Source organism: Paenibacillus sp. CAA11 (assembly GCF_003060825.1).
Taxonomy (GTDB): domain Bacteria; phylum Bacillota; class Bacilli; order Paenibacillales; family Paenibacillaceae; genus Fontibacillus.
Window position 1 is genome coordinate 2006911 of the sequence record NZ_CP028922.1, and the last position, 19206, is coordinate 2026116.

A 19206-nucleotide genomic window follows, 5' to 3' on the forward strand; every position below is an offset into this window, starting at 1 on the left:
TTATTCAATCGTTATTGTTTTGTTGGCTGTATCGACGGTTACTTTTTTACCCAGTGCCTTCAGCGCTTCTTGGACAGGTATACCATCGATGCTGCGGTATCTATTCAGGAAGATCTTCGTCTTAAAGCCGGCAGATACTCTCTTACTCACAGCTTTGACTTTGACCGACTTACCGTCCAGCTTAATTTCGGTGTTGCTGCCGCTTCCAGTCACTTCTGCATGCAGATAATCTGTGAAGAAGGATTTATCCGCATATACCTCGCTGCCTTTTTCGAACAGTTCCCCACGGTAAGTGAAGGTTTGACTTACAGTCTTACCAGGAGTATCGGCTTCACGCTTGCTGAGGAAGAAGGGATTTGAAATAGCTTCTCCATAAGCTTTCACGATCTCTGGCTCTGTTGTTACAGAATAATCATTAATACGTCTAGCTTCGTTGTATTCTGCGATATTGTTCACATCGAAGTAGTAAACAGCCTTCACGCGAGGATATTTCGTTGGCAGCTCCGCGTAGAAGCGGTTAATGTTCTTGATGGCAAAGGCATTATCCTGCTTGTTGTCTGTCGTCGTAAAGTGAGTGGCTCCGAACTCCGAGATTTGGATCGGCTTCGTTGCACTGTAGCGGGAATATACATAGTTCAGCAGATCCAGCGGATCTTCGAAATCGGCTTTTTCATACTTATGGTTGTTATGATATTTGACACTGTAAATGTTCACGCCCACCCAGTCTACATATTCGTCTCCTGGATAGAAATTGTCGATATGCTCTTCAGGCATTGCAAGTACGGTCCAGACCATAGCCACATTCGGGGCCTCTTCCTTCATGATTTTGTCAACGAGCTTCCATTTTTCTTTGTATTTCACAGGGTCCTGAGAGTAGTTCGTCCAGGTGCCATTCATCTCCGATGCAAAACGGAGGAAGACCGGTACGCCGCTCTCCTTAGCTGCTTTGGCGAAGGAACGAAGATACTCGTCGTCCTTCACTTCATCCAGACCGCCGTTCGGCTCGAAAGCGATATGAGGGAAGCCGCCGATGGAGGCAACATCCTTCACCCATTGTGTAGGGAAGGGCTTGCCATAGCCTACATATTTGAAAAAGGTGACATGATCTCTTCCAGCCAGTTCGTTGAACTTCTTCATGCTGAAATTGATGGAGCTGTTCTGAAGCACATATCCGCCCAGGTAAGCACCTTGTTCCGGCTCATTCTTAGCCAGCTTGTAATCGGAACGTGTAGTAATGAGAGTGTAATCAGATTTGGATGCCACATTGTACTTGTCGTAGGTCATATAGGCAATGAAACCTAGCAATAGGATCGCAACTACAACAATAATAAAGATTCGAAGCAACCTGAACCATAATGGCTTCTTAGGCTTACGGAGCTTAATAGGCTGATTAATAGATTCCATAATTCCTCCTAGTTCGTTTGTGATCTAACGTCTGCGCAGACAGAGTGCTACGATGGACGTGAGCAGCAGTCCGATGATTAGACCGAAGAGTAGTCCCCATGCAGAGCGCTGTATGGAGATGGTCAGCGGTGTGTGCAAGTGGGTAAAGGTGTTCATCAAGGACAGCTGGCCGATGACGGCTGCGATGAGCAGCAATCCGCCCTTGCGGTATTTTGCCAGCAAATAGAGAGCAAGGACAAAGAGAGGGTATCCCAGGAAAATTTCCTTCGTTCGAGGCCTTACCCCTAACAGATGATCCAGCAGGCTGCGGAATTCTCCTTCGAACGGAAGCAAGGTTCCCTCATTGCCTGAGCGAAGGACGAAATAGATTCCTCCGAGCCCTACGATAAGAAGTCCTACCAGAAGCAATACCCATCTTAGGATGCTGCCCGATTGCAGCACGCTTTTCTGAAGGAACCTTAGCCCCTGTCCCAGATCCCCGGTGATCCAGGTATAGATAAAGGTCAGCAGAATAGGAGCGACAAAGAGCAGCTTAATTCCCCGGAATTGATTCACATAAGAGAGATAAGACATATCGTTAAACAGGGCTACTACAAAAATTACTCCCGCGAGGGTAATGCAAGCTCCGCTAATAAAAGCGAGCAGTGCAGAGGCCCACGGCCCTCTCTGGGAGCGAAGCGCGATTTCCCGGCCCACCATAATGGCCAAGACAGGCGCCGCTATACCGCCTATAAGGCCGTATACGCTTTGTGCAAGGCCGAATAAAGAGGGCTTCACCATGGCTGCAGCAATTCCGGCCAGTCCGAGCACCATGGCTGCAGCAGCCAGCGGACGCCAAGACGTAAACCGACGAAGCAGCAGCAGGGCGGTTAGGGTGATCCCTAGCATAGGAATTGCTTTAAAAGGTTTGCCAGCAAGCAGTCCGTGATTAGCATAATCAGTGAGAGGAAGCGGCTGGCTAAAGCTGTATTCCGGCTCCAGCCGCTTCACCAGTTCTGAGGATACAGCCTCTACTTTCTTCAGGTAACTCGGCCAATCTTGCTGAGCGTTCTTAAAGGCCGGGAAATAAACCATTGAAATTGCTCGTTCCCGTACACTTAGTTCGAACATATCAGCCGCTTCTTTTGTAGACATGGCGTTTAGCTTGGCCGGATCGATGAAGATGACACGAATATGCCGATAATCGGCTTGTTTGGCCAGCTCCAGCGCTCCCAGCTGACTTCGGATCAGGGTGAAGTAGATGTGATGCTTCTTCATCAAATCCGCTAGCTGCGGGGCATCTCCTGGATAGGAAAGCGCTTCGTTGCCGCTGAAATAAATTTGTTTGATGTCAAGGTCATGCAGCGCCTCAAATTGGGCATCCATAAATTCAGCGTCATGATAAAGAGGTGCATTTGCATATGACGGAATGACCGTCATATGCAGCTGCCCGATCAGCTCCCGAGCCTCTGGAATGTCGATTCCAAGCACCTGGGCCTGTGCTTTTTCCACGCTCAGCTTCAGAACGGCTGAAAACCCTCCGTCAGGACGGTGATTCATGAGCAGCTTATTCTTGAAGGCTTTCTGGAGCAGAGTAGCATAGAAGGCTGTATCTTTAGCATTCTGATTGCTTGATACGATAACCGTATCTTCTGGGCTTACCGTCACTGAGCTGTCATTTAGAACGTCGGCAGGCATTTTCTGCGCGGAGTAAAGCTTAAGAACGCCTTTGTCCGCTAACTCCTGCAAGTTCGTTTCTTTTAATACAATGGCGGTAGCGCCGGCCTGTTTCAAAGATTGAATTACAGTTTCGGGATCTGCTGAAGACTGGACGATTTCCGTATAGGGTACCGCCAGTTCGATCTCTCTGGCTTGTCCTTCATCTGCTGCACGCGTCAATACGCTTGCGAGCGAGATAACCAGGAAGAGAGCGCATAAAGTCCATATCCAAGTTTGTTTCATGTTTGTAAAGGTCCTCCACATTCGGTATAAATCCTGTTTCAGGTAGTCCTTGTGACCTTCTTAATTATATACATGAATTGCCTAGGGTAAAGGAAAAACCTGAATAATTAAGAAGATCGTAATCGTTTCTTAACCTTTTATTTGTTTTCCAAACGAGGTAGCATGTTATGATAGTACAAACCTATGTTTAAAGGAATGATCGGATTGGACAAGCATGTATTAATTGTAGACGATGATGCGAAAATATCGAAGCTGATTGAAATATATTTGCAAAATGAAGGCTTTACCGTGACCAAAGCATCCGACGGACTGGAGGCGCTTGAACGTCTGGAGCAGGAATCCGTCGACCTGATCATTCTGGACGTCATGATGCCAGGTCTTGACGGAATCGGTGTATGCATTAAGATTCGCGAGACACAGACCACGCCCATTCTAATGCTCAGTGCCAAGGATGGGGATATGGATAAGATCAATGGCCTAATGACCGGTGCGGATGACTATATGGTGAAGCCCTTCAATCCGCTTGAGCTGATTGCCCGGGTCAAATCGCTGCTGCGCCGCTCTTCTTATCAATCGCAGCCTGTAAACACGGGTTCAGAGTTTGAGATCAAGGTGGGGCCGCTTCAGCTGGATAAGGAGACACATACGGCAACTGTAGACGGCAGGCCGCTTAAACTGACACCGATCGAATTTGGCATACTATACTTGCTGGCAAGTTACCCCGGCAGGGTGTTTAGTTCTGAAGAGATATTTGAGCTGATTTGGAAAGACAAGTATTTTGAGAGCAATAACTCCGTTACCGTGCATATCAGCCGACTAAGAGACAAGCTGGAGAAAGAAATGGATGGCGAGAAGCTGATCCGTACGGTGTGGGGGGTAGGATACAAACTTGAGAACTAGTCTTCGAGTAATTGCGTGGCTGTTTTGGACGGCGCTGACTTCACTGATCGCTTTTCTGCTGTTTGTATTGCTGGCTAAATCGGTTCTGCTGACTTATCCATCCATCTCGGCAAATATGATTTTGAAATGGATATACTACCATGTCGGTTATCCAGCAGCCTACTATTATGTCGCTGTACCGATTGTTCTCTTGTTCTCCATTTACTTCTTTCGCCGGGAAATGCGAAGACGCGAGAGGAAGTACCTGGATCAGCTGATCGAGGAAGTGCATTTGGTTGAACATCTTGGCTTTGACCATAAAATTCCGGTTCGTCCCGTTGGGCAGCTTGGACAGCTTGCTTCGGATATCAATCGGATGCTGGAACGGCTTAAGATCTCGATCGAGGAAGAGCGGCGGGCCGAACAGACCAAGAATGAGCTGATCACGAATGTGTCGCACGACCTGAGAACCCCCCTAACGACGATCACAGGATATCTCGGCCTTGTCGAACAAGACCGTTATCGTGATGAAGTCGAGCTCAGATACTACATGAATATGGCCTATGAGGAATCGATTCGTCTCAAGAAGCTCCTTGAGGATTTATTCGAGTATACCCGGCTGCGCAACAGAGGAATCCGGCTGGTCTATAACAAAATCAATCTGGTCGAAATGCTGCACCAGATCGTATCACAATTCGGCTGGCAGCTTCATGAGAGCGGTATGGAGGCCCGTCTTGCTTTTGACGGCCAGCTCACGCTGTCTGCGGATGGGGATAAGCTGAGAAGAGTATTCGAGAATTTGATTACGAATGCTATCCGGTATGGTCAAGACGGAAGGTATCTGGATATTCGCGCAAGATGGGAAGAGGAGACGGTCATCACCGAGATAATCAATTATGGGGAGCCCATTCCGCAGCAGGATCTTCCTCATCTGTTTGAACGCTTTTATCGGGTAGAGAAGTCCAGGGCTAAGCATACAGGCGGTTCAGGAATCGGCCTAGCCATTGCGAAGAATATCGTGGAGCTTCACCACGGAGAGATTCGGGCAGAGAGCGATGAGGAACGGACGGTGTTCATTGTTCGCTTGCCGCAAAATAATATCAGCTAGGGCCGTATTAGGCCGTTAAATATAGAAAGATCAATGTAAAACTTTAGTTCAATCTATATAAACACATCAATGCGCTTTCATTCTGGGTGAATGAGCGCATTTTTTATAAAACCAGTTTGTTAAGCTAGAAGTATACAATTCTTAAGGAAATCTTTATATTTTCTTATTCGCCAAGAAAGCAATCGACTTCATAATAGAAAATGTCGAGAGATATGTACATCGATTACCCCGATGGTTAGGGGATGGGAGGAAATCATTATGAAATACAGCTTTCTTGAGGCTGTATATCGGGAATACCAAAAAGACGTATATCGTTACTTATTATTTCTAAGTAAAGACCCATATACGGCTGAGGATCTGGCACAGGAGACCTTCTGCCGAGCACTGGTTCATATGGATAAAATGCAGGATGGCAAGGTAAAGCCCTGGCTGTTCCGAGTCGCTTATCACGCATTTATTGATAAGACTCGCAAGGAAAGCCGGATGCAGATTTATGATACGGACTACTTCCAAGTGATGCCTGACAGCAATACGCCAGAAACACATCTCATGGGAGCCGAAAGCCGGAAAGAGCTCGATCATATGCTGGCCGAACTATCGCCTGAACAGAGAGAAGCCGTAACCCTGTATGATATTCAAGGTTACTCCTATAAAGAGGCTGCAGATCTCATGGGCGTAAAGCTCTCAAGATACAAAATTGTGCTTTACCGGGCAAGGCAGCGCCTGAAGCAGGACAAAGTCTCGAAAAAGGCGGGAAGACGCTACTCTGAAGTGATTTAATCCGGACTTATTCCTCTCTTAATGAAGCAATATGTTATGATTCTTAATATGCAATCAAGAGAATGAAGGGGGGATTAGGATTGGAAAACGGCTATACGATTCGCTCGCTTAATGTTGGACTGCCGAAGCTGCTTGAAGGTCATACGAAGCCCGTTCAATCAGGCATTGGCAAACAACCGGTGCGAGGTCCGATATTTTTATCAGAGCTTAACCTTGACGGAGACGGCCAAGGGGATCTGGTTCACCACGGGGGTCCTGACAAGGCGGTTTGTGTCTATGCATACGATCATATGGATTATTGGAGCAAGACCTTTAATTATCCGTTCGAACCTGGAGCTTTTGGGGAAAATATTACGCTTGTGGGTTTGGTGGAGACAGAGGTTTGCATCGGTGATATTTTCCATTGGGGCGAAGCTATCTTGCAGGTTACCCAGCCAAGACAGCCCTGCTATAAATTAGCTGTGCGTCATGGGCTGCCGGATTTGCCTAAGCAGGTGGAGAAAACCGGCTATACCGGCTTTTATTTCAGAGTGCTCAAGACAGGTCTTGTGTCCAGTAAAGATTCGCTGATCTTGCAAGAACGCCATCGCAAAGGGATTACGGTTGCTTTTGCCCACCGTGTGATGTTTGGTGAGAAGAAGGATACCCCAGAGCTGAGGCAGCTTCTTGAGGTGGACGCCCTGTCCGAGAATTGGCGGAAAACGTTATCCAAGCGCACTCGCATCTGAACTGTAGCATTACATAATTCATAGAGAAGAGGAGAGCCCCGGAAGGAGCTCTCCTCTTTTATCTGCGTACGCTCTAGGGGCTAAGTCATTAATTTTGTTTATCCTGCTTCTGATCTTTGGAAGGGGCGGCTTGACCAGCATTGCTATTGCCATCTGTCTCAGCAGGGGCCTTCTCTTCTGAATTTGGAGCAGGATCTGCTTCCGTCTGATCCGCAGGAACCTTAGCTTTAACCTCATCCTTCACTTTCGGGGCTGTGGATGGTTCCTCCTGTGCTGGTGTCTTCGGCGCATAAGGTCGCACCACCCACACGGTAGCCGATGTGCTGATTCCTTGATAAGTGACCTTAATGCTGGTTGTGCCAGGCTTGAGTCCTGTCAGATTGCCTTCCGAATCGACGGACACAATGGAAGGATCGGCCGATTCGAAAGAGGCCTCTTTAGTTACGTTTCTGACTTTCCCTTCCTTATCTGTAAAGAACACTGCAACATCGAAGGTGTCATTCAAGGTAATGGAATAATCCTCTGAATCCAAGGATAGAGTACCTTCTACTGGCTGTTCAGGCGTTTCCCCGTTATAAGTGATCGTTTTAAAAGGTTCAAGAAGTCCGTTGTAAGCAGCGTCATATACATAAATTTCAAAGTTATTCTCGCCATCAGTCAGCGGCACTTCCACCGTAAAGCGGCCGTTCTCATCAATAACTCCATCATATTGAGCGGACTGCCCATCACCGCCTGTTGAGAGCACGGCAACACCAATGGCATCGGAGTAAGAGACGGGAAGGACCTCAAGTAGGGTATCGCGAACGATTTGGCCGGAAATGATGCCCTTGCCGGGGTTCTTCTCGTCGACCTTCACGTTAGGCTCGTCCAGTGCAGCCTCAGGAGCTTCACGGTCCAGGACAAAAGGAACGCTTTCGTCAGACAGCAATTCTTCACTATCATGAATGGAAGGGGTCAGCCAGTAAAGCCCATCGTTAAGCGGTTTAACATCTTTATCTGTTTGGACCTTACCATCCCAAGCAGACAGCTGATAAATATCAGGCCGATGTTCCGGCTGGTGAGCCAGACCGTCATAGATTGTTCCGGCGATTTTACCGGATGCATCTTCTGCAACAAGCGAGAAGTCCTTCAGCGGTCTATTTACGGTGAATGAAAGATCAGCGGTATCGTACAGCCCATCTTGATTCGGAGAGAAAATGTCCGGTGTCACGGATAAATCCGTTACGGCTCCGATGGTATAGGATTCACCAACGTACACTCCTGCTGGAAGTGTCAGCTGATGGCCGGTTTGCCGATCTGTCAGTGTAATGCGCCCTTCATAGTAGCCATCTGACGCAGTTTTCGGCACTTCAAGCGTAACACCTAGCGAAGCAGCCCGCTGACCGGCTGTGAGTGAAAGGGAAGAAGATTCGGCTGTAAGCGAAGGTGCAGCTTCGCCGGCTGCTTGCCAATCCACATGAACATCATAAGCCTGAGCATCCCCGGTAAGGTTATCCAGGTCCAGCGTCTTGGTCACGCTGGTTCCAGGAGCAACTTGACCGAAGGAGAAGCTGCCTGTCTTGTAATCACTGCTTGCTCCGTGATCCAGCTCGATCGGCAAAGTCTCTTCTACAGAAGCGATGGCTGTCGCTTCAAGCACGTTCCCAAGGTCAATCCGTCCGGCGCCTTGTACTTGTGCGGAATAAGGCTGACCATTGCGGTCATTCAAGACTACAGAGTTATTGGTCAGCAGCGCCTTGATTTGGTTAGGGGTGAGATGATTCTCCTTGCGTTCGCTCTTGGAGCGCTCAAGAACCAGAGCAACGGCTCCAGCTACATGAGGAGAAGCCATACTGGTTCCCTGCATCGATGCGTAAGCCTCTTCATAATTGCCGTCCCAAGCAGGTACAGTAGAAGTAATATTAACGCCAGGCGCTGAGAGATCCGGTTTGATGGTATAGTCAGGAAGCGCAGGACCGCGAGAGCTGAAATCAGCCATATAGTCCTCTTCGTGCAAGGAGCCGATAGTCACATGCCCTTGGCCGCTTGCGATATCCCGCTTCAGGGCTTGGCCGTCGGTCTGGGTAATAGTGTAGGTCGGGGCATAGTCTCCAGGCTCATTCAGCGTGGCAGCAATTTCCCCAGCTTCATTGTTATAGATAATTAATCCTGTAGCACCTGCTGCAGTAGCATTGATGGCTTTCTCCTGGAATGAAATTTCTCCGCGGGATACCAAAGCAAGCTTACCTTTTACGTCTACTCCGTTATAGTCAGCGGCTTTGCCCAGACCTGCATCAACGATGTCCCATCCCTGTTCCGAAGGTGTAAGATCCGGTGAGAAGGTGGCCAGTTGTGCACGCAGGCCGGAATGTTCTGCTGAGTTAAAAATAGGAATATCCATAGGCGGAGTTGATGCTCCTACGGAAATGGCCAGCTGGGACCCGCCGGGACTGCCTACCGTGGCATCTCCAGGACCGTCGTTCCCGTTAGCAACAACCACCTCAACACCGGCCTTAACGGCATTATCCAAGGCAACCGTATCAGCTGTATACTGGTTGTTGTAATCCGCGCCCAGCGACAGGTTGATGACATCGAGACCGTCTGCTACAGACTCCTCAATAGCAGCAATAACGTTCTCGCTTGACCCGCTTCCGTAGGGGCCCAGCACCCGATAGACATACAGATCGGCTTCGGGAGCTACGCCGCGGGCCCATCCAGTGCTGCCTGGCTGATCCGGGTTGCCGCGTCCCACAATCGTGCCTGAGACGTGTGTACCATGACTGGTCTCATACGGTTTACCGTTCTTAGGCGGGAAGTTTGGATTGGGTCTTGTTTCAAACGGGTCTTTATCATTATCTACGAAATCGTAGCCGCCCTTAAAGGCATCTTTGATACTTGGATGGTTATAGTCGACACCAGTGTCAATAACGCCTACCTTAATGCCCTTACCTTTGTATCCGGCTTCCCAGAACTCCGGTGAACCCATATGAGGCACGCTCTTATCCAGCTGGGCGGTTACTTCACCAGAGGTTTCAATGGGTAAGGCATGGTACTCCAGATTGGGATATACAGCCTTGACGCCTGGCAGCTTTAATAGACGGTTGACTTGGTTCGCGGGGATTTCTAGGGAATAACCGTTGAATGCACGTGTATATTCGCGCTTGAATTGCACGGAAAGTGCCGCTTCTGCAGCAGACTTAAATTTGGAATGCTCAGTACGAACCTTGCTGGCCTGAACACTTTTTCCGATCGAAGAGACCTGATTCTCGAAGACATCTACCGGAGTGTTCTTCAGCTCTACAATAACTGTAGTTATTGCATCGCTATCGCTTTCCGGTACAAAGTTATGAGGCTCGCTGTTGACAGGACCGGTTGCGGTCTTAGCCTGGATTCCCGGCACCTTACCGGCAGGAAGAGGAAGATCGTGAGAGAGTCTGGAATCAACTTTCAATTTTGCTTGCTGGGCCTGTTCTCCGCTCGCTGCAGCGGGATTTCCAGGTACCAGGCTTAGGGCTACCGTAAGACCCAGGAGCAGAGAGAACCATGGACGGGGTGATTTAATGTTCAAATGACTTCCTCCTTTTTTGAAACGGTTATTGGGTTGACTTCCATACTTCCTACTAAACCGGCCTCCTCTCAAAATACAGAAAATAGAAATAAATATAATATTATTTTACATATAATTGGTATTCAGGGAATGCAACCCAATACCTAGTTGGCAGGTTTGCTAACATTGACGAGAGATGACGGATTGAAGCGCATATTGTGCGAATTAATGGCCTTATACCTAAGGTTCCGGATGCGAATCGGACTTCTGTCCCTTTTTCGTTCAACCTTTGCAGAGATCAATCAGAACTAGCAACACGTCGAATCAGCTAAATTGCTAGATAGCTTCATAGATTTAAAACAAACTATTTACCTAGGTTTAAAAGGGTTAATTGGCAATGAACGTGATCTTGGCCTAAGAGAAGATATTAAATGCTGTCAATAATTCACAAGCGTTTCACTCAGAATCATTTTTGTATAAAATATAATCATCCTAGCTTATGTATGCGGTTACAGGCGACCGCTCGATTTTATTCAAGCAGAAGGGAACTCGAAATCTATGAAAAAGATGCTTCTCATTTATATTGTTATTATCAGCGCCTTTATGATTTATGTCTTCCGCTACTATTCACAGCAATCAGAGGTCAATGCCTGGGACAGCCGAGGACTGCAGGGTGATATTGCGGAGAACTATGTAATGGTCACCTTCCAGTCGGGGCTCGAGTACTGGAGAAACTGCCTGAAAGGCTTCGAGGACGGGGCCGAGAAGCTGGGAGTCTCGGTGGAATACCGGGGAGCCACACAGTATGATGTGCAGGAGCAGATGACGGTGCTTGAGCAAATTATTGCGAAGAAGCCGGCTGGTATTGCACTCTCCGCGATTGATCCCGGCGCTCTGACGCCGATGATCGACAAGGCGGTTGCTGCAGGCATTCCGGTTGTGCTCTTTGATGCCGATGCGCCAGGCAGCCGGGCTTATTCGTTCCTTGGCACAAATAATTATAATGCTGGATTAACGGCTGCTGAGAAGATGGCGCAGCTCACTGATCGGGAGGGGCAGATCGCGATTATTACGCTGCCCGGACTGCAGAACCATGAGGAGCGAAGAAAGGGATTTGAAGAGACTATCGCTAAGCGTTACCCGTCCATGAAGGTGGTCAAAGTCGTCGATGGGAAGGGAGACGCCATGGTTTCACGCCGCGAGGCGGAGAAGCTGCTCAAGGCCTATCCGGATCTGGCCGGAATATTTGTTACAGAGGCCACGGGCGGAACGGGTGTAGGTGAGGCGGTGAAGAACAATCCGCGCAGTAAGCCGCTGAAGATTATCAGCTTTGATACGAACAAGGGGACACTAGATATGATAGAGAATGGAACCATCTCGGCGACAATGGCTCAGGGTACATGGAATATGGGTTACTGGTCGCTGCAGTATTTGTTCCATCTGCATCATGGCTTGACTGTTCCGTCGCCAACCAGTGCTGGAGATGTATCGCCGATTCCGGTGCGGGTAGATACAGGGATTTCGGTGGTGACAAAGGATAATGTGGCGGATTACTATGCTAAATAACCATCATAAACAGAGCAGGCCGGGTCTTCAGCGGTATCTTCAATGGCTCCGTCCAGGAAGCCTGGAACTTAGGTATCAGCTGGTCATTCTGTTCCTGCTGATTGGTATTCTGCCTTCCATCATCCTGGGATTTCTGGTGAATTGGACGGTGGAGCGTGTTGTTGATCAGCAGGTGATCTCCAACACGCTGCAGCTTATCGGCAAGGTAAATCAGAGCCTGGATAACGATATGGAGAACCTGCAGAATACGACTTACTTGATCGGGTTTAATCAGCATGTTCGCCATTTCCTAGCTGGCGGGACGGAAGCAGATGGCGGTCCCTCCAGACAAATCGGAGATGACGGAGAAGTTTCTCCAGCCTACTCCAATCCTGCTGCTGATGATCAGTTGTACGAGATCAAGCAATTTCTCCAGGAATTTACGACCTTGTACCCCGAAATCGCGGGAATCATGGTGGTTAATCCCCAAGGGGATTATATCAGCAATGAAATGTACGCCCGGACGAACGAAAATTTGACAAAAGAGAGCTGGTATCAGCAGGCAGCCGCCCGTGAGGGGGTCTTCACCATTCTGGGACATCCGTACGGCCGTAATATTACGACCCATGTTAATTATGCGGATGAAGAAGTGGTCTCCGTAGTACGTTCCATTACAGATCCGGAAAGCCGGAAGGTGCTGGGTGTCGTACTCATCGATCTGAAGCTGCGGACCGTTGCTCAGGCCGTCCGGGATGTGAAGCTGGGGAAAACCGGTTATCTTATGGTCGCTGATGCAGATGGAAAAGCGATCTACAAGCCGGAGCATTCTTATCTATCGAGCTTGCCTTCAGATTGGACCGACCAGGCGGATTCCGGCACGGCGGTCCGCAATGTAGAAGGCAAGGAATTGCAGCTGGTATACCGCAAGTCAAGCTTCACCGGCTGGCAGACTGTCGGTGTCTTTCTGACTCGAGAATCGGCGTCTGAGGTTAGGCAGATTCATTTCTATGTTATTTGTTTCTTATTTCTAGTAGGACTGATCGGCGTCACGGCGTCTGTGCTGCTGTCGCAATCGATCACCGGACCCATCCGCCAGTTGATGTCCTTCATGCGTACAGCAGAATCGGGGGACTTGACTGTACGCTATAGCGGCAGAAGGCATGATGAGGTGGGGATGCTCGGACGCAGCTTCAACCGGATGCTGATCCAGATCCGGCGGTTGATCCGGCTGAATGAGCTGCGGGAGAAGCAGAAGCGTGAAGCTGAGCTGCGCAGCCTGCAGGCTAATATCAAGCCTCATTTTCTATATAACACACTGGATACGATTCACTGGATGGCTCGCAAGAAGGGGGCAGACGATGTGTCCGAGATGGTGGAAGCGCTATCTCAGCTGTTCCGGATCGGCCTCAGCAAAGGCAAGGATATTATCCAGCTTGACGAAGAGATACAGCATATCAAAAGCTACATTCAAATCCAGAAGACCAGGTATCGGGACAGGCTGACTTTCACAGTAGAGCAGGATCCAGAGACCGGAGAGTTCCCTGTGCTGAAGCTGCTGCTTCAGCCGGTGGTGGAGAACGCGATCTATCATGGCATTAAGGCACGACGTGGTGCAGGGCATATTCATATCTCGGTTAGGCAGAGGGAAGAGTGCCTAATTCTGACTGTCCAAGATAACGGTGTCGGAATGAGCCAGGAGAAGCTGCAGGAACTGCGGGAGAAGCTGCGGGAACCGCTTCGAGCTATGGAGCTTCAGTCGAACCGGATGGAGAAGACTGGGCGGAGCTACGGTATGCTGAATGTACAGGCCCGTATCCACCTCGCCTTTGGGGATGCTTATGGGATTGAGCTGGACAGCCGGGAAGGAGAAGGAACGAAGGTAACGATTAGACACCCGCTGCTTGGTGAGCAGGGATGGAATCAGGGGGAGGAGACAGACAGATGACAAGCAAGGTACCTTATCGTGTATTGATTGCAGATGATGAGCCGATTATTCGTGAAGGCATTCGTGATGCGATGGACTGGTCCCGTCTAGGTATGGAGGTGATCCATGAAGCTGAGGATGGAGAGGAAGCGCTGGAGCTGGCAGTTCAAAGCAAAATTGATGTGCTGCTGGTAGATATGAACATGCCATTTCTGGACGGGATCGGCCTGATGAAGCGGCTGCGGATTGAGCTGCCGGACTGCCGCTTCGTTATTATCACCGGACATGATGAGTTTGCGTACGCACAGGAAGCAATTCGGCTTGGGGTTGAGGATTATATTCTAAAGCCGGTTAATGCGGATCATCTATGGCAGGTGTTGTTCCATGTGAAGGAGGAACTCGATAATCTTCAGCGCCAACATGAATATTTAGAGAAGGCCTCCGAACAGTTAACTCGGAATATACCGCTGCTGCGTGACCGTTTTTGCAAGGACTGGGTTGAGGGACAGCTATCGCCCGATGAGATCAGGGAGCAACTTGAATTTCTGAAGCTCCCGGTCACCTGCCCACAGCAGCTTGGGGTCATCCGCTGGCCGGAGATGACAGCCACGCAGACGCTGACAACAGAGGGAGATCGGCAGCTGTTCCTATTTGCGATTGAGAATATCGCAGAGGAGCTGCTGCAGCCGAACCAGCACGTTATGTTCCGTGATCGGCAAGACATGATATGCTTCGTTCTGTGGGAAGCGGCTCCGGAGGAGACCGTTGTAGAAATAGAACGGAATGTCCAGCAGTATATGAAGGTAACCGTACAGGCCCATTTGCAGCGGATTCAACAAGGGTTATCATCATTAGTGGATGTCTACAGGTCATGCCGTGAGCATGTTTGCCGCGAGTCTCAGCTCTCTCCGCTGGCCCGGCGTGCAAGACAGGTGCTGCAGGAATATTACAATAATCCTGATCTTACCTTGGAGGGCCTGGCCGCAGCGCTTCAGGTATCGCCTGTTCACCTTAGCCGGGTGCTGAAGAAGGAGCTGGGCGCTTCTTTTGTTAACTTTTTGACCCAAATGCGGATTCGAAAGGCCATTCAGCTGCTGAATGCTACCAACGCCACCATTCATGAGATTGCAGAGCAGGTGGGGTATGAGAGCCAGCATTATTTCAGCACGGCTTTCAAGAAAGTGGTAGGGGTTTCTCCTAACCAATACCGCAAGGGAGCAGCCTTTCAAGCTGAAGAGTAACCTAAAGATAAGAATAAGTCCTTTAATAACGGATGCCTAAGTTTGTGCGGCGTCCGTTTTTTTGTATCAAAGAAAAGATAAAATTTTATAAAAAAAGTTGTTTTCCTGCAAAGACTGGGAATGTAAGCGGTGTTATTCTGTTGTCGTAACGATAAGTTAACGGATTGCGGCACAGTCGCCGTATTCCTACAGAAAATAATCGCGAAAAGGGGATAGCGCATGAGAAGAGGATTTATGTTTGTCTTAGTGCTTGCCTTGTTGTTCGCTCTGACGGCTTGCAATTTGGCCGAGAACAAAACGGGTAGCGCGGAGAAAGGCTACATCGGCCTGGCCATGCCGACCAAATCTTCAGAGCGATGGGTCGCGGATGGGCAGAACATGGCTCGTCTATTCCAAGAAAAGGGTTATAAGGTAGATCTACAGTTCGCCGAGGATGTTGTGGAGAATCAGATCTCGCAAATTGAGAACATGATTACGAAGGGGGTAGACGTTATTGTCATCGCCTCTATTGATGGGAACACGCTGACAGATGTGATTGCTAAGGCGCATGCCCAGGGGATTAAGGTGATCTCATATGACCGCTTGATCCGCAATACGCCTTACCTGAGCTACTATGCTACCTTTGATAATTTCAAAGTTGGGGTCCTTCAGGCATCTTACATTGAGAAAAAGCTGGGGCTGAAGGAAGGCAAAGGGCCGTTCAACATCGAGCTGTTCGGCGGATCACCAGATGATAACAATGCATACTTCTTCTACAACGGAGCCATGTCGGTGCTTAAGCCTTACATCGACTCAGGCAAGCTGGTGGTGCGAAGCAATCAGACCACTATGGCACAGATCGCAACACTTCGCTGGGATGGAGCGCTTGCTCAAGCCCGGATGGATAATCTGCTGAGCGCCCACTATTCCAGTGAGAACCTGGATGCGGTGCTGTCGCCATACGACGGTATCAGTATCGGGATTATTTCCTCCCTGAAAGGGATCGGCTATGGCACTAAGAATAAGCCGCTGCCCGTGATCACTGGGCAGGATGCGGAGCTGGCCTCCATTAAATCCATTGTAGCCGGGGAGCAGACCCAGACCGTATTTAAGGATACACGCAAGCTGGCGGCTCAGACAGTGAAAATGGCTGAGAGTATTCTGAACAATGAGCCTGCTGAAGTTAACGATACTAAATCTTATAACAATGGATTGATGGTTGTTCCGTCATATTTGCTTGACCCTGTTTCTGTAGACGCTTCCAATGTTGAGCAGGAAATTGTTGAGCAGCAGTATTACACGAAGGAAGAGATTGGGCTTAAATAAGCTGACTGCGAAAGCGGGGAAAGGAGCGAAAGCCATGTCAGAATTTATTCTGGAGATGAGAGGAATTACGAAGACGTTTCCCGGAGTTAAGGCGCTGGAGAACGTAAATCTCAAGGTACGAAAAGGCGAAATTCACTCCCTGTGCGGGGAGAATGGCGCAGGTAAATCGACGCTGATGAAGGTGCTGAGCGGCGTGTACCCGCATGGCAGCTACGATGGGCAGATTTTGTTTGAGGGTCAGGAGTGCCAATTCAAAAGCATCAAACAGAGTGAGGAACTAGGAATTGTCATCATCCATCAAGAGCTGGCGCTAATCCCTTATCTGTCCATTGCGGAGAATATCTACCTCGGCAATGAGCGTACTAAAGGTGGGGTTATCGACTGGAACGAGACTTTTGTCGGTACCCAGGAGCTACTTAGCAAGGTAGGGCTTAAGGAGAATCCTAATACGCTGGTCACTAATATTGGGGTCGGCAAGCAGCAGCTGGTCGAAATTGCGAAAGCGCTTTCCAAAAAGGTTAAGCTGTTGATTCTCGATGAACCGACGGCGGCGCTTAATGAGGATGATAGTGAAAATCTGCTGGAACTGATGCTGGAGTTTAAACGTCAAGGCATTTCCTGCATTCTGATCTCTCACAAGCTGAATGAGGTGTCTAAGGTATCGGATTCGGTGACCATTTTGCGCGACGGCAAAACGATTGAGACACTCGATATGAAGCGGGATGCAGTGAATGAAGACCGGATTATAAGCGGCATGGTCGGCCGGGATATGACCAGCCGCTATCCGGAACGCCATGCAGAGGTTGGTGATACGGTCTTGGAGGTTAAGAACTGGACTGTCTATCACGAGCATCATGCTGACCGCAAGGCGCTGGACAATATCAATATGTATATCCGCCATGGTGAAATCGTAGGAATTGCAGGGCTTATGGGCGCAGGACGTACCGAGCTGGCTATGAGTATTTTCGGCAAGAGCTATGGCCGGAATATCACGGGACAATTAATTAAGGATGGTAAGGAAATTAGCAACAATACAATCACTGCAGCTATTGATAACGGCTTCGCTTATGTTACCGAGGACCGTAAGGAATATGGGCTGATCCTGATGGATGATATCAAGCGCAATATTTCGCTCACCGGCCTTGGCAAGCTGACCCGTGGTACGGTGGTCAATGAACGAGAGGAAGTCTTAGTCGCTGAAGACATGCGAAAGCGGATGAATATCAAGGCACCTTCCATTCTTCAGAAAACCGGCAATTTGAGCGGCGGTAACCAGCAGAAGGTGGTGCTGAGCAAATGGATCTATGCCGAACCGGACATTCTGATCCTTGATGAGCCAACCCGCGGGATTGATGTGGGAGCGAAATTCGAGATTTATACCATTATTCACGAGCTGGCAGCCCAGGGCAAAGGGGTGCTGGTGATTTCCTCCGAGCTGCCGGAAGTCATTGGACTGTGCGACCGGATTTATGTGATGAATGCGGGGCGGATAACCGGTGAAGTAAACCGCGAGGAAGCCACGCAGGAAACGCTGATGAGATATATGACCAAGTCGGGAGGGGCCTAATATGGATACAATCTCAAAACTGTTTAAAAACAATATTCGGCAGTACGGAATGATCATTGCTTTAGTAGTTATTATGCTGCTGTTCGAAGTGTTGACCGGCGGCCTACTGCTCAAGCCGATTAACATTACGAACCTTATTCTGCAGAACAGCTATATCTTGGTGCTCGCGATCGGGATGGTGCTCATCATTATCACGGGGCATATTGACTTGTCGGTCGGCTCCATTGCGGCTTTTGTCGGTGCCATAGCCGCCATTATGATGGTGGATTGGGGTCTTCCAACCTGGGTTGCAGTGATCGCGGCACTGGTGATGGGCGGTCTGATTGGAGCCTGGCAGGGCTTCTGGGTGGCGTATGTTCGCATTCCTGCATTTATCGTGACACTGGCCGGGATGCTGTTGTTCCGCGGCCTGACGATGATCGTGCTGGAGGGGCAATCGATCTCGCCATTCCCTTCCGGTTTTCAGAAGATCAGCTCGGGCTTTATCCCCGACTTTGGCAGCTTCGGTACGAATATGGTTGCCGTTCTGGCAGGAATTGTACTCTCGGTAGTATATATTATCAATGAGCTTCGCCATCGCAAGGCACAGCAGAAATATAACTTCAAAGTCATTCCGCAAGGGCTCTTCTTGTTGAAGCTGGTACTGCTCGTGGCGGTGATCAATGTGTTTACCTTTATGCTCGCAAGCTACTCAGGAATCCCTAACATTCTGATTCTGCTGTTTGTCCTGATCGTGATTTACTCCTTTGTCATGAATAAGACGGTGATGGGCCGTCACATTTATGCTCTGGGTGGCAACGAGAAAGCGGCAGGCTTGTCCGGGGTAAAAACGAAAAAAGTTTCGTTCTGGGTGTTCGTGAACATGGGCGTACTGGCTGCTATTTCCGGCTTAATCTTCGCCGCACGTCTGAATGCAGCGACGCCAAGAGCTGGTACGAACTTTGAGCTGGACGCGATAGCTGCCTGCTTCATAGGCGGAGCTTCTGCCTCCGGCGGAATTGGCAACGTGTTTGGCGCGATCATCGGCGGTCTGGTCATGGGCGTTCTGAACAACGGCATGTCGCTGGTTGGTCTCGGAATCGACTGGCAGCAGGGGATCAAGGGTTTAGTGCTGCTGCTTGCGGTCGCGTTCGATATTTATAACAAGAATAAACGGTCGGCTTAAGCGGATAAGCGTCTCAGATTGGGAAGCCGGCTGTCCCTATAACGGTGAGAACCCCTATCTTTTTGAGACAGGGGTTCTTTTTTAGTCAGCATA

Annotated in this window: 13 protein-coding genes; 10 read left to right on the forward strand and 3 right to left on the reverse strand. The window is 49.3% G+C overall.

Annotation, left to right across the window (positions count from 1 at the left end; translation table 11 throughout):
- Both DCC85_RS09490 and DCC85_RS09495 read right to left on the reverse strand, forming a co-directional pair.
- The gene (locus DCC85_RS09490; protein ID WP_199909992.1) at positions 1-1404 is read right to left on the reverse strand and encodes a glycoside hydrolase family 26 protein; all 1404 of its coding nucleotides are present in this window, start codon (positions 1402-1404) and stop codon (positions 1-3) included.
- Positions 1405-1428: 24 nt separating this feature from the next.
- Entirely contained in the window at positions 1429-3345 is a 1917-nt protein-coding gene (locus DCC85_RS09495; RefSeq protein ID WP_108465374.1) for a DUF5693 family protein, read from the reverse strand.
- Positions 3346-3549: 204 nt separating this feature from the next.
- Here DCC85_RS09495 and DCC85_RS09500 point away from each other — a divergent pair, with 204 nt between their 5' ends.
- The 4 genes from DCC85_RS09500 to DCC85_RS09515 all read left to right on the forward strand — a co-directional run bounded on the left by DCC85_RS09500 (position 3550) and on the right by DCC85_RS09515 (position 6840).
- The gene (locus DCC85_RS09500) at positions 3550-4245 is read left to right on the forward strand and encodes a response regulator transcription factor (RefSeq protein WP_108467789.1); all 696 of its coding nucleotides are present in this window, start codon (positions 3550-3552) and stop codon (positions 4243-4245) included.
- Positions 4235-5332: a sensor histidine kinase gene (locus DCC85_RS09505; RefSeq protein WP_108465375.1), complete on the forward strand. Its 1098-nt coding sequence runs from the start codon at positions 4235-4237 to the stop codon at positions 5330-5332. Before DCC85_RS09500 ends, DCC85_RS09505 begins: the two co-directional genes overlap by 11 nt.
- Positions 5333-5590: 258 nt before the next feature.
- Entirely contained in the window at positions 5591-6112 is a 522-nt protein-coding gene (locus DCC85_RS09510; protein WP_108465376.1) for a sigma-70 family RNA polymerase sigma factor, read from the forward strand.
- An 80-nt stretch (positions 6113-6192) separates the two neighbouring features.
- Positions 6193-6840, forward strand: a complete 648-nt coding sequence (locus tag DCC85_RS09515) for an MOSC domain-containing protein (protein WP_234414399.1) — start codon at positions 6193-6195, stop codon at positions 6838-6840.
- An 88-nt stretch (positions 6841-6928) separates the two neighbouring features.
- Here the strand turns inward: DCC85_RS09515 and DCC85_RS09520 are convergent, their stop codons facing one another.
- Positions 6929-10387 carry a S8 family serine peptidase gene (locus DCC85_RS09520; protein WP_159081830.1) on the reverse strand — a complete coding sequence of 1153 codons (3459 nt, stop codon included), beginning with the start codon at positions 10385-10387 and terminating at the stop codon, positions 6929-6931.
- A gap of 537 nt (positions 10388-10924) precedes the next feature.
- Between DCC85_RS09520 and DCC85_RS09525 the strand changes: the two genes are divergently transcribed.
- From DCC85_RS09525 to mmsB, 6 genes are all read left to right on the forward strand, one after another.
- A complete protein-coding gene (locus DCC85_RS09525) occupies positions 10925-11932 on the forward strand; it encodes a substrate-binding domain-containing protein (RefSeq protein ID WP_108465379.1) in 1008 nt (335 codons plus the stop codon).
- The gene (locus DCC85_RS09530; RefSeq protein ID WP_108467790.1) at positions 11922-13856 is read left to right on the forward strand and encodes a cache domain-containing sensor histidine kinase; all 1935 of its coding nucleotides are present in this window, start codon (positions 11922-11924) and stop codon (positions 13854-13856) included. Before DCC85_RS09525 ends, DCC85_RS09530 begins: the two co-directional genes overlap by 11 nt.
- A complete protein-coding gene (locus tag DCC85_RS09535) occupies positions 13853-15076 on the forward strand; it encodes a response regulator transcription factor (protein ID WP_108465380.1) in 1224 nt (407 codons plus the stop codon). Before DCC85_RS09530 ends, DCC85_RS09535 begins: the two co-directional genes overlap by 4 nt.
- Before the next feature lie 219 nt (positions 15077-15295).
- Positions 15296-16381, forward strand: a complete 1086-nt coding sequence (chvE, locus tag DCC85_RS09540) for a multiple monosaccharide ABC transporter substrate-binding protein (RefSeq protein WP_108465381.1) — start codon at positions 15296-15298, stop codon at positions 16379-16381.
- A gap of 34 nt (positions 16382-16415) precedes the next feature.
- Positions 16416-17948 carry a multiple monosaccharide ABC transporter ATP-binding protein gene (mmsA, locus tag DCC85_RS09545; protein ID WP_108467791.1) on the forward strand — a complete coding sequence of 511 codons (1533 nt, stop codon included), beginning with the start codon at positions 16416-16418 and terminating at the stop codon, positions 17946-17948.
- 1 nt (position 17949) lies between these two features.
- Positions 17950-19113 carry a multiple monosaccharide ABC transporter permease gene (gene mmsB / locus DCC85_RS09550; protein WP_108465382.1) on the forward strand — a complete coding sequence of 388 codons (1164 nt, stop codon included), beginning with the start codon at positions 17950-17952 and terminating at the stop codon, positions 19111-19113.
- Positions 19114-19206 lie beyond the last annotated feature (93 nt).